Below are 26,719 nucleotides of genomic sequence, written 5' to 3' on the forward strand. Positions count from 1 at the left end.
GAATCCCCGCCCTTTTCAGAAGAACGCTAAGAAACGGTCCGTAGCGAGGAATGCGATGAACAACCAGGTGACCGCGGCGCCCGCCGAGCTGACCGAGACAGAGGTCCGCGAATGGCTGGTCGGAAAGCTTGCCCACCGGCTCGGCGTGCCGGCGGAACAGGTGGACACCGACCAGTATTTCGACGAGTTCGACCTGGACTCGACCGAGGCGCTCGTCCTTTCCGGCGAGCTGGAGAACTGGCTCGGATTCGAGCTGGAGACCACCGCCCTCTGGTACCACCCGACCATCAACGAGCTCGCCGGCTACATCGTGGAGAAGCAGCGCGATGCGACGGCCCGATAGGAAGCCGGCCCGGACGGTGACCCGCGTGGGGTCCGCCCCCGAGGGCGCGCCGCCGGTGATCCTGGTCCACCCGGGCGCGCTGCCGGCCACCGTCTACGCCGACCTGGCCGCCGCGCTGTCCCCCGGGGCGGCCCTGCACGTGGTCAACCTCGAACACGTGCCGGAGTACTTCGAGGCGGCGCTGCGCGGCGGCGCCCCCGCCACCTCGATCCCGGCGCTGGCCGAGCGGGTCGCCGCCGACCTGCGCGGCCAGGGGCTGACCTCCGGCCGCTGGTGCCTGGCCGGGTGGTCCTTCGGCGGCGTGGTGGCGCTCGAACTCGCCGGGCTGCTGGAGAAGCGGGAGCGCCCGTGCGCGCTGCTGGCCCTGGACAGCATCGCCCCCGTGCCGGAGTACACCCGGCTGGACGGCGACCTCGACGACGCCGGGGCGCTGCGCTGGTTCGCCATGTACCTGGGCGCCCGCCGCGGCGTCGCGGTGCCGGTGGACGGGCCGCTCCCGAACGACAGGGAGAAGGGGCTGCGGGAGGTCCTCGACCGGGCGCGGGCGGCCGGGGCGCTGCGGCCCGACACCACGCTGCCCGGCCTGCGCAAGGTGCTGGACACCTACCTGCAAGGGCTGGTCCGCAACAACCGCCTGGCCGTGGCCTACGAGCCGCGCCGGTCGCCGGTGCCGGTGGTGCTGGTCAGGCCCGAGCACGGCCTGCTGGACGTGCCCGACCCGCTCGGCTGGGGCGGACTGGCCGGGGACCTCACGGTGCTGGGCTGCCCCGGCGACCACTACACGATGCTGCACGATCGCGAGGCCGTGGACCGGATCGCCGGGGCGGCGCTGGACCTCCTGGACGACCGGGTGGCCGCAGGCCCGCCCGCCGCGGGCATCGCGACGCTCTCGACCGGAACGGACCGTGTCATGGACAGCGACAACAACTCCCCCACGCGGACGGGTGACACCCCCATCGCGATCGTCGGCCTCGGCGCGCTCTTCCCGCGCTCGGGCGACCTGCGCGAGTTCTGGGGCAACGTCGTCGACGCCGTCGACTGCATCGAGGACGTGCCGGAGACCCACTGGCGCGTCGAGGACCACTACGACCCCGACCCCAAGGCGCCGGACAAGACCTACGCCAAGCGCGGCGGGTTCATCCCCACGGTGCCGTTCAACCCGCTGGAGTTCGGCCTGCCGCCGAACACCCTTGAGGTCACCGACGTGCTGCAGTTGCTCAGCCTGGTCGTGGCCAAGCAGACCCTCGCCGACGCGGGCGCGCCCGGCTCCCAGTGGTACAAGCCCGAGCGGACCGGCGTCGTGCTCGGCATCACCGGCGCGAACTCGCTGACCCAGCCGCTGGCGACCCGCCTGCAGACTCCCGTGCTGAAGGAGGTCGTCCGGAGCTGCGGTCTCACCGAGCGCGACGCCGAGGAGATCGCCGCCAAGTTCGTCAAGGCGTTCGCGCCGTGGGAGGAGCACTCCTTCCCCGGCATGCTCGGCAACGTCGTGGCCGGCCGCGTCGCCAACCGCTTCGACCTCGGCGGCACCAACTGCACCGTGGACGCGGCGTGCGCCAGCTCGCTCGCGGCCGTGCACATGGCGGCGGCGGAGCTGATCTCCGGCCGGGCCGACCTGATGCTCACCGGCGGCTGCGACGCCGAGAACACGATCCTGATGTACCTGTGCTTCTCGAAGACGCCCGCGTTCTCCAAGGCGGGGGCGATCCGTCCCTTCGACGAGACCGCGGACGGCACGCTGATCGGCGAGGGCCTCGGCATGCTCGCGCTCAAGCGCCTGGCGGACGCCGAGCGCGACGGGGACCGCGTCTACGCGGTGCTGCGCGGCATCGGCACCTCCAGCGACGGCCGGTACAAGAGCATCTACGCGCCGCGCAAGGAAGGCCAGATGGTCGCGCTGCGCCGCGCCTACGAGGACGCGGGCTTCGGCCCCGAGCAGGTCGGGCTGGTGGAGTGCCACGGCACCGGCACGCCGGTCGGCGACCTCACCGAGGTCGGCGCGCTGCGCGAGGTGTTCGCCGCGGCGGGCGCGGGCCGCGAGGCCGTCGCGCTCGGCAGCGTCAAGAGCCAGATCGGGCACACCAAGGCCGCCGCGGGAGCGGCCGGCATGATCAAGACGTCGCTCGCGCTGTACCACAAGCTGCTGCCGCCGACGATCAACGTGACCGAGCCGCGGGGCGCGATGGAGTTCGGCTCCTCGCCGTTCTACGTCAACACGAGCACCCGGCCGTGGATCACCGAGCCTGAGCGTCCGCTGCGGCGGGCGGCGGTCTCCTCCTTCGGGTTCGGCGGCACCAACTTCCACTGCGTGCTGGAGGAGCACGACCCCTCCGGCGCCGCGCTGACGGTGCTGCACCGGACGTCCCGGGTGCACCTGTGGCACGGCGCGGACCCCGGGGCCCTGCTGAAGGCCGTCGAGGAGGACCCGGCCGGGCTGGACGACACCGCGCCGGTGCCCGCCGGGCACGCGCGGCTCGCCGTGGTCGCCCGCGACGAGGCCGAGCTGGACCGGCTGCGCGGGCAGGCGTGCGCGCGCCTCGCCGAGGACCCCTCCGTGGAGGCGTTCGAGCTTCCCGGCGGCGCCTTCTACCGCCGCGCCGCGGCGGTGCCCGGCAAGGTGGGCGCGCTGTTCGCCGGCCAGGGCAGCCAGTACGTCTCCATGGCGGCGGAGGCGGCGCTCGCGGTCCCGCCGGTGCGGGCGGCGTTCGACGCGGCGGCGGCGTGCTTCGCGGGCGCCGAGCCGCTGGGACGGGTGGTCTTCCCGCCGCCCGCGTTCGACGAGGACGGCAGGCGCCGTCAGGAGGAGGCGCTGCGGCGTACGGACTACGCCCAGCCCGCCATCGGCGCCGTCTCGGCCGGGCAGTACACCTTCCTCAAGGAGCTGGGCTTCGCCGCCGAGGGCGCGCTCGGGCACAGCTTCGGCGAGGTGACCGCCCTCTGGGCGGCGGGGAGCCTCGGCACCGAGCAGTTCTTCCGCCTGGCCAGGGAGCGCGGCGCGGCGATGGCCGCGCGCGGCGAGGCCGGCGACCCGGGCACGATGGCGGCCGTCTCGGCGGGCCTGCCGGAAGTCGAGCGCCTGCTCGACGGGCATCCCGACGTCGTCGTCTGCAACGTCAACGCGCCCGACCAGATCGTGGTCGGCGGCGGACGCGACGCGGTCGCGGCCTTCGTCGGGGCGTGCGCGGCGGCGGGGGTGGGCGCGAGCCCGCTGCCGGTGGCGGCGGCCTTCCACACCCGGTACGTCACGCACGCGGTGGAGCGGTTCGGCGAGGCGGTCGCCTCGGCCGTCGTCGCGCCCCCGGCCATCACGGTCTACGCCGACACCGAGGGCGCCACGTACGGCGCCGACACCGGCGAGAACGCCCGCGTTCTCGTTCAGCAGCTCGCCGGCCCCGTCGGCTTCGCGCCCCGGGTCGAGCAGATGTACCGCGACGGGTTCCGGGTCTTCGTCGAGTTCGGGCCGAAGAAGGTCCTGACCGGCCTGGTCCGGCGGATCCTCGCCGACCGTCCCGACGTGGTCGCGCTGTCGGCCGACGCCGGGCCCGGCCGTGACAGTGACCACGCACTCAAGCAGCTCGCCGCGCGCCTGGCCGTCCTCGGCCTGCCGCTGGCCGGTTTCAACCGCTACACCGCGACGGCGGCCGAGCCGCCGCACTCCGAGGGGATGACGATCCAGTTGAACGGTGTGAACTACGTGCCCGAGGCGCGCCGCCACGAGTACCGGGAGGCACTTGAGAACGGGTACACGGTGGAGACGTCCGCGGAGGACGCCGCCACCGAGCCCGCCCCGGCCACCGGCCAGACCAACGGCCACGCCGGCAACGACCACGCCGCCAACGGCCACGGCACGAACGGACACAGCGCCAACGGGCACGGCACCAATGGGCACAGCGCGAACGGGCACGGGTCGAACGGCCATGGGTCCAACGGGCACAACGGCAACGGGCACGCGGTGCCGGGCGGGGCGCCGAGCGTGGGCGCCATCGCCGCCAGCCACCTCGCCATGCACGGCGAGTACCTGCACAGCCAGCTCCGCCTGTCCGAGCGCCTGACCAACCTCGTCGAGGAGGGCAGCCGCCAGGACGCAGGCCCGTCGGAGAACACGATCGCCGGCATCACCGCCGTCACCGAGCACAGCCTGGCCATCGGCCAGAGCCACGTGTGGGCCAGCGAGGTGCTGCGCAGCTTCGCCCAGCTCGAAACCACCATGATCGCGCCGGACCGCGCGGCCGGAGGCGACCTGCCGGGCCCGTCCCTGCCCCAGGCCGTCGCGCCGTCGTACGAGCTGCGCGCCATCGGCTCCCGTCCGGGCGCCTGGCCGCAGGAGACGGAGGCAGGCGGGCAGACCGCGTACAACGGCCACAACGGACAGAACGGCAACGGCCGCAACGGCTATGGCACCAACGGCCACGGCGCCAACGGGCACCAGGGTCACGAGGGCCACGCCGCCACGCTCGCCCCCGCCGCCCCGGTCGCCTTCGCCGAGGCCCCCGTCCAGGCTCCCGCCCCGGCTCCGGCCGCTCCGGCGCCCGTCGTGGAGACGGCCCCGGTCACCACGGCCCCCGCCCCCGTCACCACGTCGCCCGCCCCGGTCGCCGCGGCCCCGGCCCCCGCTCCGGCACCGGCGCAGGCCGACGCCGCGACCGTCCAGGCCACCCTGCTGTCCATCGTCGCCGAGAAGACCGGCTACCCCACAGACATGCTCGACCCCTCGATGGACGTGGAGGCCGACCTCGGCATCGACTCCATCAAGCGCGTGGAGATCATGGGCGCCCTGCGCGAGTCGTTCCCCGGCTCGCCGTCGGTGAGCCCGGAGCGGCTCGCCGAGCTGCGAACGCTTGAGGACATCGTCCAATTCATCGCGGGAGCGGCGGCCGAGCCGACCGGGGCGGAGGTGGTGAACGGCCCAAAAGCTGAGCGCCTGCCGCGGATCGACCGGTGGCAGGCCGGCCTGACCCGGCTCCCGGTCCCCGACCGGCAGGAGGACGCCTACAGAGACGCTCCGCTGGCCCTGGTGACCGGGGCCGGCGGGCCGCTCGCCGACGCGGTCGCCGCCAGGCTCCGGTCCGCCGGGTGGCGTACGGCCGGGCCGGGCGCCGTCCCCGAGGACGGGCTCGACCTGGTGCTGTACCTGGCGCCGGAGCGGGTGGACGGCACCCCGGCCGCCCTGGCCGCGCTGCGTGAGACGGCGATGCTGGCCCGCGACACCCAGCGCCCGCTGGAGTCGACGGCCGGCCGGTCGGCCTTCGTCACGGTGTCCCGCCTGGACGGCCGCCTCGGCGTCACCCCGTCCGCCGGGCCCGCAGGCGACGACGGTCTCGCGACCGTCGCGCTCGGCGGGGTGTCCGGCCTGGTCAAGACCCTCGCCATCGAAGCGCCCACCGTGTTCTGCCGGGCGATCGACGTCGAGGCCGGCGTTCCCGACGGGCGGGTCGCCGAGATCGTCCTGGCCGAGCTGTACGACCCGCGGGCCGGGCTGCGCGAGGTGGGCCACACCGCCGACGGCGCCCGGTGGACGACGACGCTCACCGGCGAAGGGCCGCGGACGGCGCCGATCGCACCGCCGGGAGAGGGCGACCTGCTCGTGGTGACCGGCGGCGGGCGCGGCGTCACGGCCGCGTGCGTGGTCGAGCTCGCCCGGCGGCACGGCACCGGCCTGCTGCTCCTCGGCCGCACCCCGCTGGCCGACGAGCCGGAGTGGGCTCGCGAGGTGCCGCTGGACCGGCTGAAGGCGGCCATCGCGGCGGCGCTCAAGGCGGGCGGGGCGAAGGTGACCCCGCGCGACGTCGAGCCGCGCTTCCAGGAGCTGAAGGCGCAGCGCGAGATCCGCACGACCCTGGCGCTGGTGGCCGAGGCCGGAGCGTCGGCGACGTACGTGCCGGTGGACGTCACCGACCCCGCCGCCGTCCGCGCGGCGCTCGCGCCCTACCGGGACCGCGTGGCCGGGGTCGTGCACGGCGCCGGCGTCCTCGCCGACCAGCTCATCGTGGACAAGCGCCCGCAGGACGTCGACCGGGTGCTCGGGACCAAGCTCGCGGGCCTCGCGGGCGTGCTCGCCGCGCTGGACCCCGACCGGCTGCGCCACGTCGTGCTCTTCTCCTCGGTGGCCGGGTTCTTCGGCAACCAGGGGCAGGCCGACTACGCGATGGCCAACGAGGCGCTCAACCGCGTCGCGTCCCGGCTGCGGGGAGCGCACCCCGGGGCGAGGGTGACCTCGATCAACTGGGGCGCCTGGGACGGCGGCATGGTCACCCCCGAGCTGGCCCGGCTCTTCGCCGAGCGCGGGGTGGACCTGATCCCGCTGGAGACCGGGGCGTGGATGTTCGCCGAGCAGTTCGACGCCGAGCGCGCGGGCGATCTGGTCTGTGTGATCGGCCCGGACAAGCCGCTGTCGGAGGCCGAGCCTCCCGCGCTGCCCGCGGACGGGGTCACCGTGACCCGGGACCTCGGCACGCTGGCCGGGGAGCCCGTGCTCGCGAGCCATTGGATCGGCGACCGGCCGGTGCTGCCCGCCACGGTGGCGCTGGGCGGCATCCTCGCCACCGCGCGGGAGGCGACCGGCACGCGGTCCGCCGCCGCCCGGGACTTCACCGTCCTGAAGGGCGTGGTGTTCGGCGCCGAGGCGCCCGATGCGCTGCGGTTCACGCTCACGCCGGACGGCGAGGGCACGCGGGTCGAGGTGCGCGACGAGACCGGCCGTCCCCGCTACCGGGCGGTCGTGGAGTCCGCGGTCCCGGCTCCGGCGCGGGTGGGCGGCCTGCCCGCCCTCGACGCCGGCGAGGACTGCGCGGCCTACTCCGACGGCACCCTGTTCCACGGCGAGGTCCTGCGCGGCCTGCGCCGGGTGCTGGACCCGGGACGGCGCATGGTCCTGCGCGCCGAGCTTCCCCGCACCCCGTTCGCCGCCGGCGCCTACGGCACCGGCGACTACGACCCGGTGCTCGCCGACCTGCTGCTGCAGGCCGTGCTGGTCTGGGCGCGACGGCACACCGGCCAGGCCAGCCTGCCCGCGGGCGTGGGCCGCGCCGAGGTCCACGCGCCGATCCCGGCGGGCGAGCCCTTCCTCATCGTGGTCGACGAGGCCACCGTCAGCGGGCCACTGGTGCGCTGCACGGTCACCGCGTGCGACGGCGAGGGGCGGGTCCTCACCCGGTTCACCGGGGTCCAGGCGATCTGCCGCGACGGCGGCGCGCAGTAACTGCCCCTCGTTCGAGAGCGGATGGAGAGTCATGTCCACGCCAGAGCATGTTGCGGATACCGGACAGGAACCCGTAGCGATCGTCGGGATCGCCTGCCTGCTGCCAGGCGCCGACACACCCGAGCAGTTCTGGGCCAACCTGCGGTCCGGGGTGGATCTGCGTCGCCCCGGCGGCCGCGAGATGTTCGGCACGGACGACGCCGTCCCCGGCGGGTGGGGTGACCCGGAGCACCGGGTCACCGCCACCCGGGGCGGGTTCGTCACCGAGCCGCCCATCGACCTGACCGGCCTGCGCGTCCCCGCGGCGACGCTGGGCCGGCTGGACAAGGTGGTCCGGTGGCCCCTGCACACCGCCCGCCGCGCCCTGGCGGACGCCGGCATCGCCGAGGACGCCACGGTCCTGGCGCGCACCGGCGTGATCCTGGGCAACTACGCCTTCCCGACCGAGACCTCGGTGCGCGCCTGCGTGCCGCTGGTCAGGAACGCGGTGACCGCCGGCCTGCGCCGCGCCGGCCTCGACCTGCCGGAGACGGCCGGGACGGCGACCGGGGACGACCCCGCGGAGCTGTGGCCGTTCGGCCTCCCCGCGACCGTGGTGGCCGACGCCCTGGGTCTCGGCGGCGCCCGGCTGACCCTGGACGCGGCGTGCTCTTCGGCGCTCTACGCGCTGGCCCTGGCCCAGCGGCAGCTGTCGACGGGCCGGGCCGACGTGATGCTCGCCGGCGCGGTCTGCGCGCCGGACCCCCTTCTGATCCACCTGTCCTTCTCCGACCTGAAGGCGTACCCCGCCGACGGGGTGAGCCAGCCGTTCGACGGCCGGTCGCAGGGCATCGTGACCGGGCAGGGCGCCGGGATCTTCGTGCTCAAGCGGCTGTCGGACGCCCGGCGGGACGGCGACCGCGTCCACGCGGTGCTCGGCCCGATCGGGCTGAGCAACGACGGCGCGGGCGGGCACCTGCTCACCCCGCGCAAGGACGGCCAGGTCGAGGCGTACCGCCGCACGTACCTGGACCACGGCGTCGACCCGGCGCAGATCGACTACATCGAGTGCCACGCCACGGGCACGCCGATCGGCGACAGCACCGAGCTGCGCGGCCTGGCCGAGTTCTTCGGCGGGCGCGGCGGGGTGCCGCCGCTCGGCTCGGTGAAGGCCAACGTCGGCCACCTGCTGACCGTGGCGGGCTTCACCAGCGTGCTCAAGGCGATCCTGGCGCTGCGACACGGGACCATCCCGGCCACGCCGGGCGTCGCCGAGCCGCTGCGCCCGGCCGAGGCGCTGACCGCCGCCGACCGGGTCGTGGTGTCCGAGCGGCCCTGGCCGCTGCCCCGGGTCGAGCGCGACCCCGGGCACCGGGTGGCCGCGGTGTCGGCGTTCGGCTTCGGCGGCACCAACGCCCACGCGATCCTGACGACCGAGGAGGCGGCCGGCGTCCTGCCCCCGGGCGGCGCCGCCGCGGACCGGGACGGACGGCTCGCCGTGGTCGGGCTGGGCCTGCGGGCCGGGCCGCTGACCGGCGTCGCGGAATGGCGGCGCGCCGCGCGCACGGGCACGCCCGCGCTGGTGGAGCGTCCCGGGCACCGCTGGTACGGCCTGCAGGACGGCGACCCCGCGCCCGCCACCGGCGACCACGCCGGCACGGCCGGGTACGCCGACATGATCGACGTGGACGCCCGCGCCTACCGCATCCCGCCGGGCGAGCTGGGCCACGCCAACCCGCAGCACCTGCTGCTGTTCGAGGCGGCCGAGCAGGCGCTCGCCGACGCAGGGTACGCCGAGCGGCCGTCGGGGCGGCGCGCGAACCGGCTTCCGGAGCGGCGGGTGGCCGTGGTCGTCTCGATGGAGCTGGAGCCGCGCACCCATACCCACCGCGCGCGGTTCGACATCGGCGCCCACGTGCGGGCCGAGGTCGAGAGGTCCGGGCTGACGCTGGACGACGAGGCCGTGGACCGCCTGGAGACGGCGGTGCGCGGCGCGGTGCACGACCCGATCGGCGCCAACGAGGTGCTCAGCTACATCGGCAACATCATGGCCAGCCGCATCTCCTCCTCCCGCAACCTCACCGGGCCGTCCTTCACGGTGGCCGCCGACGCCACCGGCGGCGCCCGCGCCCTGGAGGTCGCCCAGCTCCTGCTGCTCGACCCGACGGTGGAGGCCGTGCTGGTCGGCGGGGTGGACCTGGCGGCGGGCATCGAGAACGTGGCCGCCAGGACGGCGCTCGCCCGGACGGAGGGCGGCCTGCCGCCGGTGCCCGGCGACGCCGCCGCCGCGGTCGTGGTCACCCGGCCCGGCGACACCGGCGGCCGGCGGGTCTACGCCACCATCGAGTCGATGGCGGTGTGCTCGGACCCGGCCGGTCCCGGGGCCGCGCTGACCATCGCCGCGGGGGCGAGCCTGTCCGCCGCCGGCCTCGGCCCACGGGACGTGGACTACCTGGAGCTGGCCTCCCCCACCACCCCGGAGGTCGCGGGCGCGCTGGCCGCCGCCTACCCGGCGGACGCCGGGGACGGCGAGGGCTGCCTGCTCGGCGGCGCCGCCGCGCTCGCCGGGGACTCCCAGCAGGCGTCCGTGCTGACGGCCCTGGTGAACGCGGCCGGGTGGCTGCACACGGCCGAGCTGCCCGCCACCCCCGAGCCGCTGCGCGAGGCGCTGGACGGCCTGCCGCCGACCCGGCTGGAGGTGTCGGCGGACCCGGCGCCGTTCCTGCGCCGCGCGCACGACCGGCCGAGGATCGCCGCCGTGGCCGCCTGGGACGGCCGCGCGCTGGCGGGCGGCGACACCGCCGCGCACCTGGTGCTGGCCGGCGCGGACACCCGGGGCGCGGCGGTGGAGGCCGACTGGCGGGACGCCCCCGGCCACCTGATGCTCGCGGTCAGCGCGGACGACGCGGGCGCGATGACCGGCCTGGTGCGCCAGTACCGGTCCGCGCTCGACCACGGCCGCGACCCGTGGGAGCTGGTGCGCGAGGCCGCGCCGCGCAGCGGGTCGCGGCGGTACACGGCGGTGCTGGTCGCCGCCGACGGGGATCGGCTGCGCCGCGAGCTCGACGCCGCCGAGCGCGACCTGCCGTCCGTGCTGGCGAACGGCGGCGAGTGGGCGACCCCCGCGGGCAGCTTCTGCACCGCCCGCCCGGTCGGCGAGGGACGCGTCGCGTTCGTCTACCCCGGCGCCTTCACCGGCTACCCGGGCATGGACCGCGACCTGTTCCGCCTGTTCCCCGGCCTGCTGGAGCGCTTCGAACGGGAGGCCGACCGGCCGCGCGACCGGTTCAAGCACCGCTGGCTGTACCCGCGCGGCTCCCGTCCCCTGCGGCGGCGCGACCTGATGCGGCACGAGGAGCGGCTGATCGACGAGATCCCCGTGCTGCTCGCCGCCGGCACCAACACGGCGGTGCTGCGCACCCAGCTCCTGCGCGACGTGCTCGGCGTCACCCCGCACGGCGGGTTCGGCTACAGCCTCGGGGAGAGCAGCATGCTCTTCGCGATGGACGTCTGGTCGGCCGCCGCCCGCGACGACGCCAAGCTGGCCGCCACCCCCCTGTTCCGCGACCGGCTGCGCGGCCCCAAGCACATGGTCCGCGAGGCGTGGGCGCTGCCCGGGGACACCCCGGACTCGGAGGTGTGGGCGAGCTACCTGCTGCTGGCCGGGCCCGAGACGGTCGGCGCGGCCATGCGGGGCCTGGACCGCGTCTTCCTCACCCACGTCAACACCCCGGGCGAGGTGGTCGTCGGCGGCGACCCGGCGCAGATCCGCGAGCTGATCCGCCGGGCGGGCTGCCAGGCCGCCAAGGCCCCGGCCAACCACGTCATGCACTGCCCGATGGTCGACCCGGGCCTCGCCGAGCTGGCCGAGCTGAACCGGTACCGCGCCGGCGCGCCCGACCCGTCCCTCGAACTGCTGTCGGCCTTCGACTACGACACCGTCGACCCGGCGGACCTGGAGACGGTGGCCACGCGGATCGCCTGGACGCTGCGCAGCACCATCGACTTCGCGCGCCTGACCCGCGTCGCGCACGACCGCGGCTTCCGCTACTTCGTCGAGGTCGGGCCGGGCGCGACCTGCACCCGCTGGATCGGCGACACCCTCGCGGACCTGCCGCACGTGGCCGTCTCGGTGGACCGCCGGCACACCTCGGTGAGCGGCGCCCTGGCCCAGGCGCTGGCCCGGCTGGCGAGCCACGGCCTGCCCGTGGACCTCGGACGGCTGCTGGGCCCCGCCGAGCAGGCGGGCGCGGCGCCGGCGGAGCGGCGGCTGATCCGCACGGTGCCGTGCGGCGGCGAGTCGATCGTCGAGCGGGTCGCCGACCGCGCCACCCCTGTTCTCACCGACCGTGCCACCCCTGTTCTCGCGACGGCCGGGCACGACGCCCCGGTCGCCGCCGACGCCGAGGAGGCGCCTGCCGTCATGCCCGACCCGATCGTCTACTGGCCCGAGGACATGACCGTCTGGGACCTCGACGCCGAGGACGTCATCACCCTGGAAGGCGAGCCGTTCGTCTTCGTCCCCGACCCGCCCGCCCCCCAGGTGGTTCCCGCGCCCACCCCCCTCGCCCCGCCCGCGGGCCGGCACGAGACCCCGGTCCGCCGGGTGCGCCCCCCGCGCGCCGGGTCCTGGAACCCGCGCGGCCGCCGCCCGGCGCCCGAGGCGCTGACCGGCACCGTGGCGTCCATGGCCGCCTGGGTCGCCGAGGCGCACCGCGCCGCGCTGCGCGCCCACGACGCGATCCTCGACGGCGCGGTCACGCGGCTCGAACGCGCCGCGTCCGGGACCGTCACCGCCCTTCCCCCCGCGCCGCCCGCGGGCGGCGACCTGCCGGAGGGGCCGCGCCCGGTGCTGGACGAGGCCGACCTTCTGGAGTTCGCCTCCGGAAAGGTGGCCAACGTGTTCGGCCCGGCGTTCGCCGAGGTGGACACCTACCCCACCCGCACCCGGCTGCCCGCGCCGCCCTACCACTTCGTCACCCGCGTGACCGCGCTGGAGGGCCGCACGGGCGTGTTCGAGCCGTCGTCGATCACCACCGAGTACGACGTGCCCGCCGGGGCCTGGTACGGCGTGGACGGCCTGGTGCCGTGCGCGGTGACCATCGAGGCCGGGCAGTGCGACCTGCTGCTGATCAGCTACCTGGGCATCGACCAGCGCCACCGCGGCGACCGCGTCTACCGGCTGCTGGACAGCAAGCTGGTCTTCCACGGCCCGCTGCCGCGCGAGGGCCAGACCCTGCGGTACGACATCGAGATCAAGCGGTTCGTGTGGAACGGCGACTCGCTGCTGTTCTTCTTCGGCTACAAGTGCTACGCCGACGGCGAGCTGATCCTGGAGCTGCTCGACGCCTGCGCCGGCTACTTCACCCAGGCCGAGCTGGACAACTCCCTCGGTGTGGTGCTGTCGGACGCCGACAAGGCCCGGCGCGCCGCGCTGGAGCGGACCTGGTTCAAGCCGCTGGCCCGCACCGAGCGCACCGCGCTGACCGGCGCCGACCTGGCGCTGCTCGCCGAGGGCCGCCGCGCCGAGGTGTTCGGCCCGCAGTACGACCAGGGCGGCGCCAACCCGTCGGTGCGGCTGCCCGGCGAGATGCTCCGCATGATCGACGAGATCCCGTCGATCGACCGCCTCGGCGGCCCGTGCGGGCTCGGCGAACTGACCGCCGTCAAGCGGCTCGACCCGGACGGCTGGTACTTCACCTGCCACTTCCCCGGCGACCCCGTGCTGGCCGGCTCGCTGGTGGCCGAGGGCGCGGTGCAGCTCCTGCAGACGTACGCGATGTACCTGGGCATGAACCTGGTGCTGCCGGACGCCGAGTTCCAGTCGGTGCCGGGGCTGCGGACCGAGGTCAAGGTGCGCGGGCAGATCACCCCGGGCACCCGGGAGATCCGCTACCAGGCGGAGATCATCGGGCTGACCCTGCTCCCCCGGCCCACCGTCATCGCCGACATCACCGTGTACGACGGCGACAAACCGATCGTGGCGATGCGCGACTTCGGCGTCCAGCTCCGCGAGAAGCCGGGCGCGCCGTACCGGCCCGGCCCCGGCGGGGTGCCCGAGGACCTGGGCAGGCGCAACGCCAGGGGCGAGATCGCGTTCATCAACGAACTGCACCTGGCGCACGCCGCCAAGGGCGATCTCGGCACCGCGATGGGCCCGGAGTTCGACGTCTACCGCGACCGCAGGGCGCCGCACATCCCCAACGGCGACTTCCAGTTCGTCGACCGCATCATGGCGCTGGAGGGCACGCGGGGCAGGCTGACGCCCGGCGCGAAGATGGTCACCGAGTACGACTCGCCGCCCGAGGCCTGGTACTACGCCGACAGCCCGACCGGCGGCATGCCGAACGCCGTGCTCATGGAGACCTCGCTGCAGGCGGCCATCCTGTGCGGCTACTACCTGGGCGCGACGCTGGCCAGCCCCGAGGACGAGTTCGCGATCCGCAACCTGGACGGCAAGGCCACCCTGGTCCGCGACGTGGACCTGCGCGGCAAGACGATCACGCAGCGGACGACCATGCTGTCCAGCCAGGCGGTCACCGGGGCGACGCTGCAGGGCTTCCGGTACGAGCTGCTGGCCGACGACGAGGTGTTCTACGCCGGCGAGTCGCTGTTCGGCTACTTCACCGAGGCGGCGCTGAGCAACCAGGTCGGCCTGGACTCCGGCAGGTACGTCGCGCCGTGGCTGGAGGAGCAGACCGGCCTCGACCCGGCCCGGGTGCGCCGGCTGGAGCTCCCCGCCGGCGACTCCCGGCGGGAGCGGCGGCCCGGGCTGCGGCTGGGCGACGGGCACCTGGGCCTGGTCGACGAGGTGACGCTGGTCGCCGACGGCGGCGCGCACGGCAAGGGCTACCTGTTCGGCCGCCGCGCCATCGACCCCGCCGACTGGTACTTCACCTGCCACTTCCACCGCGACCCCGTGATGCCAGGGTCGCTCGGCGTGGAGTCGGTGATCCAGGGCCTGCAGGCCTTCGTGATCGAGACCGGCCTCGCCGACGACATCCCCGGCGCGCGGTTCGCCTCCGCGGTGGACGTGCCCATGGGCTGGAAGTACCGCGGCCAGATCCTGCGCGACGACCGCGAGATGACCTTCGACCTGCACGTGAAGGAGATCCGCCGCGAGGAGGACCGCCTGGTCGTCATCGCCGACGCCAGCGTGTGGAAGCCGGGGCTGCGCATCTACGAGCTGACCGATGTGGCCATCGAGGTCCGGGCCGGCCAGGCCGGCCGGGAGGAGTGAACCCCATGACCGTCACCGTCCAGACCGGCGCCGCGCCCCGTGGCGCGGGCGTGGTCCGCACCGACCCGGCCGGGGTGCACGAGGCCCTGGCCCGCCTGGAGGAACCCGTCTACGTCGTCCGCACGGGCGCCGGGATCGGCGTGAGCAACGCCCGCCCGGCGAGCGCCGCGACGATCGTCGCCGCGGCCGGCCCGCTGCCCCCCGAGCGCCTCGGCGACGCCGGGTTCCGCGCCCGGCACGGCCTGCGCTACGCCTACATGGGCGGCGCGATGGCCGGCGGCATCGCCTCGGAGGACCTGGTGATCGAGCTGGCCAAGGCCGGCACGCTGGGATCCTTCGGGGCGGCGGGGCTGCTGCCCGAGCGCATCGAGCGGGCGCTGAAGCGCTTCGCCGCCGAGATCCCCCGGCTGCCGTACGCGGTCAACCTGATCCACGCGCCGAGCGAGCAGGAGCTTGAGCGGGCGGGCGTGGAACTGTTCCTGCGCCACCGGGTGCGCTGCGTGGAGGCGTCCGCCTTCATGGACCTCACCCCGCACATCGTGCGCTACCGGGTCGCGGGCCTCTACCGCGACCCGCAGGGCCGCCCGGTCGCCGGGAACCGGGTGATCGCCAAGGTGTCCCGGCCGGAGGTCGCCGAGCGGTTCCTGCGGCCCGCGCCCGAGTCCGTGGTCGCGGACCTGGTCGCCCGGGGCCTGGTCACCGCCGAGCAGGCCGAGCTGGCGCGCCTGGTGCCGATGGCCGACGACATCACCGTCGAGGGCGACTCCGGCGGGCACACCGACCGGCGCCCGCTGGTCGCGCTCTTCCCGGTCATCGCCGCGCTGCGCGACGAAGCCCAGCGCCGCACGGGGTACCCCGTGCGACTGGGCGCGGCTGGCGGGCTCGGCACCCCGGCCTCCCTCGCCGCCGCCTACGGGCTCGGCGCCGACTACGTCGTGGTCGGCTCGGTCCACCAGGCGTGCCTGGAGTCCGGCACCTCCCCCGCCGTGCGGGCGATGCTGGCCGAGGCGGGGGTCGCCGACTGCGACATGGCCCCGGCGGCCGACATGTTCGAGCTGGGCGTGGACCTGCAGGTGCTGCGCAAGGGCACCATGTTCCCGATGCGGGCCCGCCGCCTGTACGAGCTGTACAAGCAGTACGACGGCGTGGAGGCCCTGCCCGCCGGCGAGCGGCGCAAGCTGGAGACCCAGGTCTTCCGCCGCCCGCTGGACGACATCTGGGCCGACGTCCAGGAGTACTTCGCCCGGCGCGACCCCGACCAGTTGGAGCGGGCCGGACGGGAGCCGCGCCGCAAGATGGCGCTGATCTTCCGCTGGTACCTCGGCATGGCCTCGCGGTGGGCGACCGTCGGCGAGGGCGACCGGGTGGCCGACTACCAGGTCTGGACGGGGCCGGCGATCGGCGCGTTCAACGCCTGGACCGCCGGCACGCCCCTCGCCTCCGTGGAGAACCGGCGGGTGGCCCTGGTGGCGTCCGAACTGATGCGCGGCGCCGCGTTCACCGGCCGCGTCCAACAGCTCACGCTCGGCGGCGTGCGGCTCCCCGCGTCGGTCCGGTCCTACCGGCCCTCCGGGAGCGTCCGCGAGACGACCGAGGTCGTGGCGGCATGACCGAGCTGACGCTGGACGCCCTCCCCGCGCCCCCCGGCGTGCCCGAGGCCGACCCCCCCACGCCGCAGGGCCCGGCCGGCCCTCCCAGCCCCCAGCCCCTGACCGGCTCGCCCACATCGCCCGGCCTGCCGGGGCCGGTGGCGCGGTTCGCGGGGGCGGCCGGGCTGGACCGGTCGCTCGGCGACCCGGCGTCCGTGGCGAACCCCTTCGGGTTCGCGGCGGCGGCGGCCCGCGACGAGGCCGCGGCGTTCCCCGCCGCGCTGTCCGCCGCCGCGGGCCCGGCGCTGCGCCTGTCGTACGTCCCCCGCGCCGACGGCGGCACGCTGGACGCCGCCGACGAGACGCTGATGACCGTCCGGGCGGCGGCCCGCAGGGACCTGACCGTCATGCCCGCGACGATGTTCGGCATCACGGCCGCGACCTGCGTGCTGCTGGCCGGGGACGCGGCGCAGCGGGCCCGCGTGACCGGGCTGCTCAGCCGGGGCGGCGCGGTGGGCTTCGCGCTCACCGAGGACGTCCACGGCAGCGACCTGCTCGCCAACGAGTGCCGGCTGGAGCCGGACGGCGACGGCGGGTACCGGCTGTGGGGCCGCAAGTGGCTGGTGGGCCTCGGCGACCGGGCGGAGGCGCTGGTCGTCTGCGCCCGCACCGGCCGCAGGGGTCCGGGGGCGTTCACGCTGGTCCTGCTGGAGGGCCCGGTGGTGGCCGCGTGCCGTACGGGGACGCGGCCGGGCACGGGCATGCGCGGCATCGGGCTGGCCGGGTTCGAGTTCGCCGGGGTACCGGTCCCCGCCAGTGCCCGGGTGGGCCGGGAGGGCCGCGGGCTGGACGTCGCGATGCGGGCGATGCAGTACGTGCGGGTCATGAGCACCGGGGCGAACCTGGCCGCCGCCGACACCGGGCTGCGGCTGGCCCTGGACTTCGCGGCCGGGCACCGCGTGGGCGACCGCCCGCTGGACGGCCTGCCCACGGCGCGGCGTCAGATCGCCACCGCCCTGACCGCGCTGCTGGCCGCCGAGGCCGGCGCGCTCGGCGCGGCCCGTGCCCTGCACCTCGCGCCTGAGGCACAGGGCCTGTGGTCCAGCGTGGTCAAGCACGTGACCGTCGACGCGGCGGGCGACGTCTTCGCCCGCTGCGGCGACCTGCTCGGCACGCACGGCCTGCTGCGGGAGGGACCGGCGGCGGCGTTCGACACCTTCCGCAGGGACGACGCGGTGGTCCGGCACATCGACACCGGTCCGGTGGCCAACCTGCGCCTGGTCACGACGTGGCTCACCCAGGCGGCCCTGACCCGCCCGTCCCGGCCCGCGGACGGTGCGGTGACCGGGTTGTTCGACCTCGCCACGGCGCCGCCGGCGGCCAGGCTGGACGCGCTGGCGGTGGCCGGGCGCGCCGACCCCGTCACGGAGGCGCTGCCGGAGGCGGCCGCGGCCGTGCGGGCGGAGCTGGCGGCGGTCGGCGGCCCGATCGCCGAGCTCGCGGACCAGGCGGTCGCCCGGCTGTGCGCGGCGGTGGCGGCGGTGCCGGAGCGGGTGCGAGCCCTGCTCGCCGACCGCAGGGAAACGGCGGCGCCCGACCTGCTGGAGGAGGCCGAGCGGTTCTGCTTCCTGCACGCCGCCGCGAGCTGCGTCCACCTGTGGCGGGCCGGCCGCGACCAGCCTTTGCTCACGGGCCGGGAGCCGTCCTGGCCGGCCGCCACGATCGGCCTGTTGCTGGCCCGCGCCGAGGGCGGGACCTGGCGTCTGCCCGCGCTCCTGGACGACCCGATGGCCGAGACGGCGCTGCGCCTCCACCGGGAGGGACGGATGTTCTCCGTCACCGCGCTGCCCCTGGCCGAGCACGACCGCGCCGCCGGAAGGACCGGAGAAACCGGGAGAGCCGGAGAAGAGACCGCCGACCGGACCGCCGATCAGGCCGCCGACCGGACCGTCAGCAGGGCCGCCGACCCGACCGCCGACGGGGCCGGCCGAGAGACAGACGCAGGAGAGGAGGAGACGCCGTGACCGTCAAGGAGCAGGTCGCGGTGGCCGAGGAGTTGGAGCGTTATCTCGGCGACCCGCACGACCCGGCGAGCCCGATGTCGTTCACGAAGGTGCTCGACCACGACGAGCGCGAGGAGTTCCCCCACGAGCTGGTCGGGCTGCTGCAGCGCTGGAACCTGCACGAGTACTGCCTGCCGTCCGCGTTCGGCGGCCGGGCGGGCGACGTCGAGGTGGGCTTCAACCTGCTGCGCCTGGTGGCCCGCAGGGACCCGACCACGGCGACCGCGCTGATGCTCACCAACCTGGCCTTCATGCCGGCCTGGATCGCCGGCACCGACGAGCAGAAGCGGTACTTCGTCGAGGCGATCAAGCGCGGCACCCGGATGGCCTGGGGCCTGTCGGAGCGCGACCACGGCAGCGACGTGCTCAGCAACGAGATGCGCGCCGAGCGCGTCGAGGGCGGCTACCTGCTGACCGGCGAGAAGTGGCTGATCGGCAACGCCACCGTCGCCGACGTGGTGAGCGTGCAGGCGCGCACCAACGAGCGCGGCGGGCCTGGCGACTGGTCGATCTTCGCGGTCGAGAAGCGCCACTGCCCGGCGGGCTCGGTGGTCCACCTGCCCAACGAGCGCATCCACGGCCTGCGGGCGCTGGACATGAGCGGCATCCGCCTGGACCGCCTGTTCGTCCCGGAGTCCGCGCTGCTGGGCAGGGAGGGTCAGGGCTTGGAGCTGGCGCTGAAGAGCGGCCAGGTCGCCAGGACCACGATCAACGGCATGGGGCTCGGCGCGGTGGACACCGCGCTGCGGGTCACGATGGACTTCGTCACCGAGCGGGTCATCTTCGGCCAGCGCGTCATCGACGTCCCCTACACCCGGCGGCAGCTCGCCGAGAGCTTCGCCGACCTGGTGGTCGCCGACGCGGCCACCACCGGCGCGGTGCGCGGCCTGCAGGCCAACCCCGGCCAGGCCAGCGTCTACTCCTCGGTGGTCAAGTACCACGTGCCGACCTCGCTGGAGCGCACGCTCGCGCAGCTCTCGGTGGTGCTCGGCGCGCGGCTGTACCTGCGGGCGCACCCGCACTACGGCGTCTACCAGAAGATGCTGCGCGACGCGCTCGTAGCGATCTTCGCCGACGGCAACACGGTGGTGAACCTCAAGAACATCGCCCTCCAGCTCGACGGGCTGCTGCGCACCGCGGCCGGCCCGGTGACGCCGGAGGCGGAGGCCCGCGTCCAGGCGCAGTACGACCTGGACGCCCCCCTGCCCGAGTGGCGGCCCTGCGACCAGCAGCTCTTCAGCAGGGGCGGCGACGACACCGTGCTGCTGCTGCCGGACGGCGTGCGCCGGCTGCGGGCGATGGCCGCGGCCCACGCGGACGAGCGGCAGCGCCGCTGGCTGTCGCGGGCCGCCGACGTCGCCGCGTCGCTGGTCGTGGAGCTCGGCCGCCTGCGCGAGGAGGTCACGCGGCTGCGCGAGGCGCACGGCAAGGGGTACGCGGGGACGGCCGAGCTGTTCCGCCTGGCCGAGCAGTACTGCGCGATCCACGCCGCCGCCGCGGCCGTCCACCTGTTCACCCGCTCGCAGGACGCGCTGGCCGAGCCGTTCCCGGACGGCGCGCTGCTGCTGATGTGCCTGGAACGGGCGACCCGGCACTTCCACCCGGCCCGGCCGGTGACCGACCAGGAGATGGTGGACCGGGTGGTGGAGATCCTGCGGGGCCTGCACTCCGACCGGTCGCTCTTCTCCTTCTGGCGGTTCCAGCTCAGCGCCTCGGGAGAGCGGCGGTGAGCGCCCTCCTCGCCCCCGCGCCGGAGTTGACCCGCGAGGCCGGCGTGTGGCTGCTGGCGGAGTCGGAGGTGGACGCGCTGGCCGACGCCGCGCCGCCCGAGCGGGTGCTCTCCGCCGGCGAGCGGGACCGGGTGGCGCGCCTGCGAGCCCCCGGCGCCCGCAGGCGGAGCCTCGGCGCCCGGCTGCTCGCCCGCCTGCTGCTGGCCAGGTACGCCGTGGTGGAGCCGTCGCGGCTGTCCTTCGTCACCCGCTGGTACGGCAGGCCCGAGCTGTCGCCGAACCCGTGGAACCTGCGGTTCAACCTTTCGCACAGCGACGGCTGGATCGCCTGCGCGGTCACCTCGGTCGTGCCGTGCGGCGTGGACGTCCAGAGCCCCCTCGGGGACGACGCGCTGCGTCACCTGCCGGGCGCCCTGTCCGAACCCGAGAAGGCGCGGCTCGCCGCGCTGGACCCGGGGACGCGGGCGGAGGCGCTGCTCGACACCTGGGCGGTGAAGGAGGCGTACACCAAGGCGCTCGGCTACGGGCTCCGGTACGGCTTCGAGCGGCTCACCGTCGGCGGCGTGCCCGGCGGCCCGGTCACGCTGCGCGACGAACGGCGCGGCGCCGCCGAGGACCACGCCTGGACCTTCCACCTCGACCACCTGCGCACCGGCCACTGCCTGGCCGTCGCCGTCCGCACGCCCGGGACGGCCCCCTGTCCGATCGTCGTCCGGCACGTCATGGATCCGTCAGAAACCTCCCTGGAAGGGGTGCTCTCGTGAACCCACGCCGTGGGCTCGCCGCCACAGTCGTGGCCGCTTCGATACCCATGTTCCTGGTGGCGCTCAACAACCTCGTCGTCACCAACGCGCTCCCCGAGATCGGCCAGGACCTGAAGGCCGGGCTCGACGACCTGCAGTGGGTGGTCAACGCCTACGTGCTCGCCTTCGCGGGCCTGCAGATCACCGCCGCGGCGCTCGGCGACCGGCTCGGCCGCCGACGGCTGTTCGTGGTCGGCATCCTGGTGTTCGTCGCCGCCTCGGCCCTGTGCGCCGTGGCCGAGTCCACCGCGGTGCTGCTCACCGCGCGGGTGTTGCAGGGCGTCGGCGCCGCCGCGGTGTTCCCGCTCTCCCTGACACTTTTGGCCGCCGGGGTTCCCGAGCGGCGCAGGAACCTGGCCGTCGGCCTCTGGGGCGCCGTCTCCGGCACCGCGGTCGCGGTCGGCCCGCTGGTCGGCGGCGCCGTCACCGAGGGCCTGAGCTGGCAGTGGATCTTCTGGGTGAACGTCCCGATCGGCCTCGCGGCCGTCGGCCTGGTCTACCGGGTGCTCGGTGAGAGCAAGGGCGAGGGCCGCGGCATGGACCTGCCCGGCATGGTGCTCGGCTGCGCCGCGATCACCACGGCGGTCTGGGCGATCGTCGAGGCCCACGGCCGCGGCTGGACCGACCCGGTCATCCTGGGCGCGTTCGGCGGCGCCGCCGTCCTGCTGGCCCTGTTCGTCGCCTGGGAGCGGCGCACCCCGCGTCCCCTGCTGCCGTTGAGCTTCTACCGCTCCCGCCCGTTCGTCCTCAGCAACCTCGTGTCGCTGGCGATGTACTTCGGGGTGTTCGGCTCGATCTTCCTGCTCGTGCAGTACCTGCAGGGCCCGCTGGCCTACTCGCCCCTGGAGGCGGGCGTGCGCACGCTGCCCTGGACGCTGATGCCGATGTTCCTCGCCCCGGTGGCGGGCCTGCTCGTCGGCAGGGTCGGCGGCGGCAAGCTCATGGCCGCCGGGCTCGGCCTGCAGGCCGCGGCCCTGTTCTGGATCGGCACGCTGGCCGATCCCGGACGCGAGTACACCGCGCTGATCCCGGCCCTGATCGTCGCCGGCATCGGCATGGGGCTGACGTTCGCGCCGAACTCGGCGGTCGTGCTGGCCGCGGTCCGCACCGAGGAGCACGGCAAGGCGTCCGGCGCCAACAGCACGATCCGCGAGGTCGGCGGCGCGCTCGGCGTCGCGGTGCTGGCGACGGTGTTCCAGCAGTCCGGCGGCGTGGTGGGCCCGTCCCCGGCCGCGCCGACGGCCTTCTTCGACGGCATCGTGCCCGCCCTGTACGTGGGCGCGGCCGTGGTCGCGGCGGGCGCGCTCGCCGGGGCCCTGATCCCGCGCGTCGTCCGCCGTCCCGCCGAGGCCGAGGCCCGGCGCGGCGTCCGGCAGGAGACCGCCAGGACCGGCGCCACGTCCTACGCCCCCAGCGAGGCGGGGGTCTGACCTGCGGCGAGGCTCCCGGTGGCGCTCCGCGGCGCCACCGGGAGCACCCCGCCCGACCAGCGGAAACACTTCCCCCCGAGCACGCCTGACAGCTACGAACCGGGAGCCAAGATGACTTCGGTGCTGAGCCGGCCGGTGACCGATCGATCCGGCGACGAGAACCAGTGGACCAAATGCCCCTCGTGCACGTCCCTGCTGTACCTGCGCCGGTTGCGGCGCCAGGACTGGGTGTGCCCCGAATGCACCCACCCCTTGCGGCTGAGCGTGGCCGACCGCCTGGAGATGCTGCTCGACCCGGGCTCGTTCCGCCGGCACGACGCCGACCTCGAACCCGTGGACGTCCTCGGCTTCGCCGACAGCAAGCCCTACCCCAAGCGCATCGCCGAGGCGCGCGAGCGCACCGGCGCGAACGAGTCGGTCGTGTGGGGCACCGGGACGATCGAGGAGATGCCGCTGGTCGTGGCGGTCATGGCGTTCGAGTTCATGGGCGGCAGCGTCGGCGGCGTCAGCGGCGAGCTGATCGCCCGCGCCGCCCGGCACGCGCTGGCGGCCCGGCTGCCGCTGCTGCTGGTCACCGCCTCCGGCGGGGCCCGCATGCAGGAGGGCGCGATCTCGCTGATGCAGCTCGCCAAGACCGCCCAGGAGCTCGGGCGGCTGCGCGAGGCCGGGCTGCTGTGCGTCAACCTGCTCACCGACCCCACCTACGGCGGCGCGACCGCCTCGTTCGCGGTGCTCGGCGACATCGTGCTGGCCGAGCCGTCCGCCAGGATCGGGTTCGCCGGACCCGGGGTGATCAAGCAGACGATCCGGCAGGACCTGCCGAAGAACTTCCAGCGCGCCGAATCGCTGCTGGCCTGCGGCATGATCGACGACGTGGTGCCCCGGGACAGGCTGCGTCCCACCCTCGGCCGCCTGCTCCGCCTGCACTCCGGCGCCCAGGACGACACCCCGGCCCCGGCCGGAGGGGTGCCGTACCTGACCGACCCGATCACCCTGGACCACCTGCCGGCGACGGAGGTCGTCCGCACCGCGCGCAACATCGACCGTCCCACCACGCTGGACTACTGCGCGCAGATCTTCGACGAGTTCTTCGAGCTGCGCGGCGACCGCTGCTCCGGCGACGACAAGGCGATCGTCGGCGGGGTCGCCTCGCTCGGCGGGCGGCCGGTCGTGGTGATCGGCCACCAGAAGGGGCACGAGACGCCCGAGCTGATCCGCCGCAACTTCGGCATGCCCCAGCCGTCCGGCTACCACAAGGCCCGGCGGCTGATGGACCACGCCGAGCGGTTCGGCATGCCCGTCGTCACGTTCGTGGACACCCCCGGCGCCTACCCGGGCGTCGAGGCCGAGGAGCGGGGGCAGGGGACGGCCATCGCCGAGTGCATCCTGCGCATGTCCCGGCTCCGCGTCCCCGTCGTGTCCGTGGTCACCGGGGAGGGCGGCAGCGGCGGGGCGCTGGCGCTCGCGACGGCCAACCGGCTGCTGATCCTCGGCAACGCGTACTTCTCGGTGATCAGCCCGGAAGGGTGCGCGACGATCCTGTTCGGCAGCGCGGGACAGGCCGACCGCGCCGCCGCCGAGCTGCGTCTGACCGCCCGTGACCTGCTGGAACTCGGGGTGGTCGACGGCGTGGTGCCCGAGCCCGCCGAGGGCGCGCACGACGACTGGGCGGCGGCAGGAGCGGCGGTCCGCGAGGCCGTCGTGGCCGGACTAGCCGAACTGTCACCGTTGTCCGCGGACAACCTCGTCAAGGATCGGTACGCCCGCCATACTCGCTTCGGTGATCCGAACTGTCAGCCCTCAGTCACCCGGTGGTGAGGGATGAGCGAGGAGTTGGGCGACGTGGTGCACGAGCAGAAGAACGGGGAGGTGACGCTGGCGGACCTGCGGCACGAGGTGCGCCAGCTCATCTCCGACGTGGGCCGGCCGATCCGCCGGGTGAGCCTCAAGGCGGGCACGGCCGTCATCGAAGTGGAGTGGGAGTCCAGCGGTGACGGCGTGGCCGCGGAGGCGCCGCGCCCCGCGCCCGCCGCGCCGCCGCGCGACCAGCAGGCCGCCGCGCCCGCTCCTCCTCCCCCCGCCGCGGAGCCGGCCCCGGACCGCCACCGCGTCGTCGCGCCGCTCGTCGGCACCTTCTACGGCGCGCCCTCGCCCGGCGCCGAGCCGTTCGTCGCCGTCGGCGACGTCGTGCAGGCCGGCAGGCAGGTGGCCATCGTCGAGGCGATGAAGCTGATGAACGCGGTGACCGCCGACCGTTCCGGCACCGTGGTGTCGATCGAGGTGAGCGACGGCGAGTTCGTCGAGTACGGCCAGACGCTCATCGTCATCGAGCCCGCCGACGGGCCTGAGTAGGGAGCGGCGCATGTTCCGCAAGGTGCTCGTCGCCAACCGCGGCGAGATCGCGTTACGCGTGCTCCGCGCCTGCAAGGAGCTCGGCATCCGCACGGTCGCCGTCTACTCCACCGCCGACGCCGACTCGCTGCCGGTGCGCCTGGCCGACGAGGCCGTCTGCATCGGCCCGCCCGCCCCCCGGCTCAGCTACCTCAACGTGCCCAACATCATCGGCGCCGCGTTGAAGACCGGCGCCGACGCGATCCACCCCGGGTACGGCTTCCTGTCGGAGGACCCGTACTTCGCGGAGATCTGCGCCGACAACGGGATCACCTTCGTCGGCCCGCCGCCGGAGGTCATGGAGCACCTCGGGGACAAGTCGACGGCGCGCAAGCTCATGCAGGACGCGGGGCTCCCCCTGCTGCCCGGGACGGTCAGCCCCATCGTCTCGGCCGAGGAGGCGCTCGCCCTCGCCGACGAGATCGGCTACCCGGTGGTGCTCAAGGCGTCCGCCGGGGGCGGCGGCCGGGGCATCACCGTCGTGCAGCGCCGCGAGGACCTGCCCGAGGCCGTGCGCGCCACCCGCGCCAGCGCCCAGGCCCTCTTCAAAGACGCCGCGATCTACCTGGAGAAGTACCTCACCGGTGCCCGGCACATCGAGGTGCAGGTGATGGCCGACGACTACGGCACCGTCGTCCACCTCGGCGAACGCGACTGCTCGGTGCAGCGGCGCAAGCAGAAGCTGATCGAGGAGTCCCCCTCGCCCGTCGTGGACGCCGATCTGCGGGCGCGCATCGGGCAGGCCGCGGTCGACGGCGCCCGCTCGGTGGGCTACCGCGGCGCCGGCACGATGGAGTTCCTGCTGGACGGCGAGGGCCGGTTCTGGTTCATGGAGATGAACGCCCGGATCCAGGTGGAGCACCCGGTCACCGAGATGGTGACGGGCGTGGACCTGGTCCGCGAGCAGCTCCGCGTCGCGGCGGGCGAGCCGATGTCCCTGCGCCAGGAGACCATCGACCTGCGCGGCCACGCGATCGAGTGCCGGATCAACGCCGAGAACACCACCGCCGGCTTCGCCCCCACCCCCGGACGGCTGGACCGCTTCGACGTTCCCGGCGGGCCGTGGGTGCGCCTCGACACGCACTGCCTGACCGGCAGCCGGGTGCCGCCCTACTACGATTCCTTGATCGCCAAGCTGATAGTGTGGGGGCCGGACCGCGACGCCGCGCTCGACCGCATGGCCCGGGCCCTCGACGAGTTCCAGATCGAAGGGCGCGGGGTACATACCACCATTGAGCTGCACCGCCGGGTCCTCGAACACCCCGAATTCCGGGCCGGCAGCGTCACCACCCAGTTCCTCGACCAGTATCTGAGCGGCAATGGCACGCCCCCGTAGCCTGTGAGCCCGGCCGATCGGCGCGGGCCCGCGCCGCCGGCGAGGCGGTGCGGAGACCCGGCCGCGGAGCCGGGCCGGTACAGGTTCCCGCATCGGCGGAAGGTGATTCCAGATGGACCACGACAGGCCGGATCCCGCGCACGACGCCGAGCTCGGCGAGACCATGGAGTCCCTCAGGGCGTCCCTCGGCGGCATGCCCCGCGGCCTGACCGACCGCCTGGCCTCGACCCTCGACGCGGTCCGCGACCTCCGCAAGCCCTCCTGAACGGCCCGCGCGCCGCCACTCGGCGCGCGGCCGGTCACGTGGCGATCGTGAGCTTGCCGGCGGTGCGCGAGAGCACCGTCAGGTCGAAGGGCGCGGCGCCGCCCTCGGGAAAGGTCACCCGCACGTGGCCGTCCCGGATCCGCCAGCGCCCCGCCACCGGGTACGGACGGTCGGCCGGGCCCGGACGCAGTTCCACGAAGGTGCCGTCCGGGCGGAACTCCAGGCCCCGCCGCGGCCGCCGCGACGGACGGAACGGATGATCCGCCGGGCGGTACACAGCCGCGGTGCCGGTGTCCTCCTCGTAGGAGTGGAGCCAGGCGCCGGTGATGTCCGGCGGGGTCTCCTCGGTCAC

Annotated in this window: 13 protein-coding genes; 12 read left to right on the plus strand and 1 reads right to left on the minus strand. The window is 75.0% G+C overall.

The genetic code is table 11. From position 1 onward, the window contains the following. Positions 1–55: 55 nt before the first annotated feature. From BJ982_RS03230 to BJ982_RS03285, 12 genes are all read left to right on the plus strand, one after another. A complete protein-coding gene (locus BJ982_RS03230) occupies positions 56–343 on the plus strand; it encodes an acyl carrier protein (protein ID WP_184876400.1) in 288 nt (95 codons plus the stop codon). Next, positions 327–7,541: a type I polyketide synthase gene (locus BJ982_RS03235; protein WP_184876402.1), complete on the plus strand. Its 7,215-nt coding sequence runs from the start codon at positions 327–329 to the stop codon at positions 7,539–7,541. The genes BJ982_RS03230 and BJ982_RS03235 overlap by 17 nt, the downstream gene beginning before the upstream one ends. Positions 7,542–7,572: 31 nt before the next feature. Beyond that, on the plus strand, positions 7,573–14,760 hold the full coding sequence (locus BJ982_RS03240; protein ID WP_184876404.1) for a beta-ketoacyl synthase N-terminal-like domain-containing protein: 7,188 nt from the start codon (positions 7,573–7,575) through the stop codon (positions 14,758–14,760). Between the two features lie 5 nt (positions 14,761–14,765). Further along, a complete protein-coding gene (locus BJ982_RS03245; protein ID WP_184876406.1) occupies positions 14,766–16,370 on the plus strand; it encodes a PfaD family polyunsaturated fatty acid/polyketide biosynthesis protein in 1,605 nt (534 codons plus the stop codon). After that, positions 16,367–18,373 carry an acyl-CoA dehydrogenase family protein gene (locus tag BJ982_RS03250; protein ID WP_203959267.1) on the plus strand — a complete coding sequence of 669 codons (2,007 nt, stop codon included), beginning with the start codon at positions 16,367–16,369 and terminating at the stop codon, positions 18,371–18,373. The genes BJ982_RS03245 and BJ982_RS03250 overlap by 4 nt, the downstream gene beginning before the upstream one ends. Continuing rightward, on the plus strand, positions 18,370–20,142 hold the full coding sequence (locus BJ982_RS03255; RefSeq protein WP_184876408.1) for an acyl-CoA dehydrogenase family protein: 1,773 nt from the start codon (positions 18,370–18,372) through the stop codon (positions 20,140–20,142). Before BJ982_RS03250 ends, BJ982_RS03255 begins: the two co-directional genes overlap by 4 nt. Continuing rightward, on the plus strand, positions 20,139–20,906 hold the full coding sequence (locus BJ982_RS03260; protein WP_184876410.1) for a 4'-phosphopantetheinyl transferase family protein: 768 nt from the start codon (positions 20,139–20,141) through the stop codon (positions 20,904–20,906). The genes BJ982_RS03255 and BJ982_RS03260 overlap by 4 nt, the downstream gene beginning before the upstream one ends. Beyond that, complete coding sequence (locus tag BJ982_RS03265) at positions 20,903–22,375, plus strand: MFS transporter (protein WP_203959266.1); 1,473 nt, start codon at positions 20,903–20,905, stop codon at positions 22,373–22,375. The genes BJ982_RS03260 and BJ982_RS03265 overlap by 4 nt, the downstream gene beginning before the upstream one ends. A 111-nt stretch (positions 22,376–22,486) precedes the next feature. Next, entirely contained in the window at positions 22,487–24,193 is a 1,707-nt protein-coding gene (locus BJ982_RS03270) for an acetyl-CoA carboxylase carboxyltransferase subunit alpha (protein WP_184876412.1), read from the plus strand. A 3-nt stretch (positions 24,194–24,196) separates the two neighbouring features. Further along, positions 24,197–24,727, plus strand: a complete 531-nt coding sequence (accB, locus tag BJ982_RS03275; RefSeq protein ID WP_184876414.1) for an acetyl-CoA carboxylase biotin carboxyl carrier protein — start codon at positions 24,197–24,199, stop codon at positions 24,725–24,727. A 10-nt stretch (positions 24,728–24,737) separates the two neighbouring features. After that, on the plus strand, positions 24,738–26,102 hold the full coding sequence (gene accC, locus BJ982_RS03280) for an acetyl-CoA carboxylase biotin carboxylase subunit (RefSeq protein WP_184876416.1): 1,365 nt from the start codon (positions 24,738–24,740) through the stop codon (positions 26,100–26,102). Positions 26,103–26,214: 112 nt separating this feature from the next. Next, on the plus strand, positions 26,215–26,367 hold the full coding sequence (locus tag BJ982_RS03285; protein ID WP_184876418.1) for a hypothetical protein: 153 nt from the start codon (positions 26,215–26,217) through the stop codon (positions 26,365–26,367). Between the two features lie 34 nt (positions 26,368–26,401). Here BJ982_RS03285 and BJ982_RS03290 read toward each other — a convergent pair whose 3' ends face one another. Continuing rightward, on the minus strand, positions 26,402–26,719 hold the full coding sequence (locus BJ982_RS03290; protein ID WP_184876420.1) for a hypothetical protein: 318 nt from the start codon (positions 26,717–26,719) through the stop codon (positions 26,402–26,404).

This window comes from Sphaerisporangium siamense (assembly GCF_014205275.1).
Lineage (GTDB): Bacteria > Actinomycetota > Actinomycetes > Streptosporangiales > Streptosporangiaceae > Sphaerisporangium > Sphaerisporangium siamense.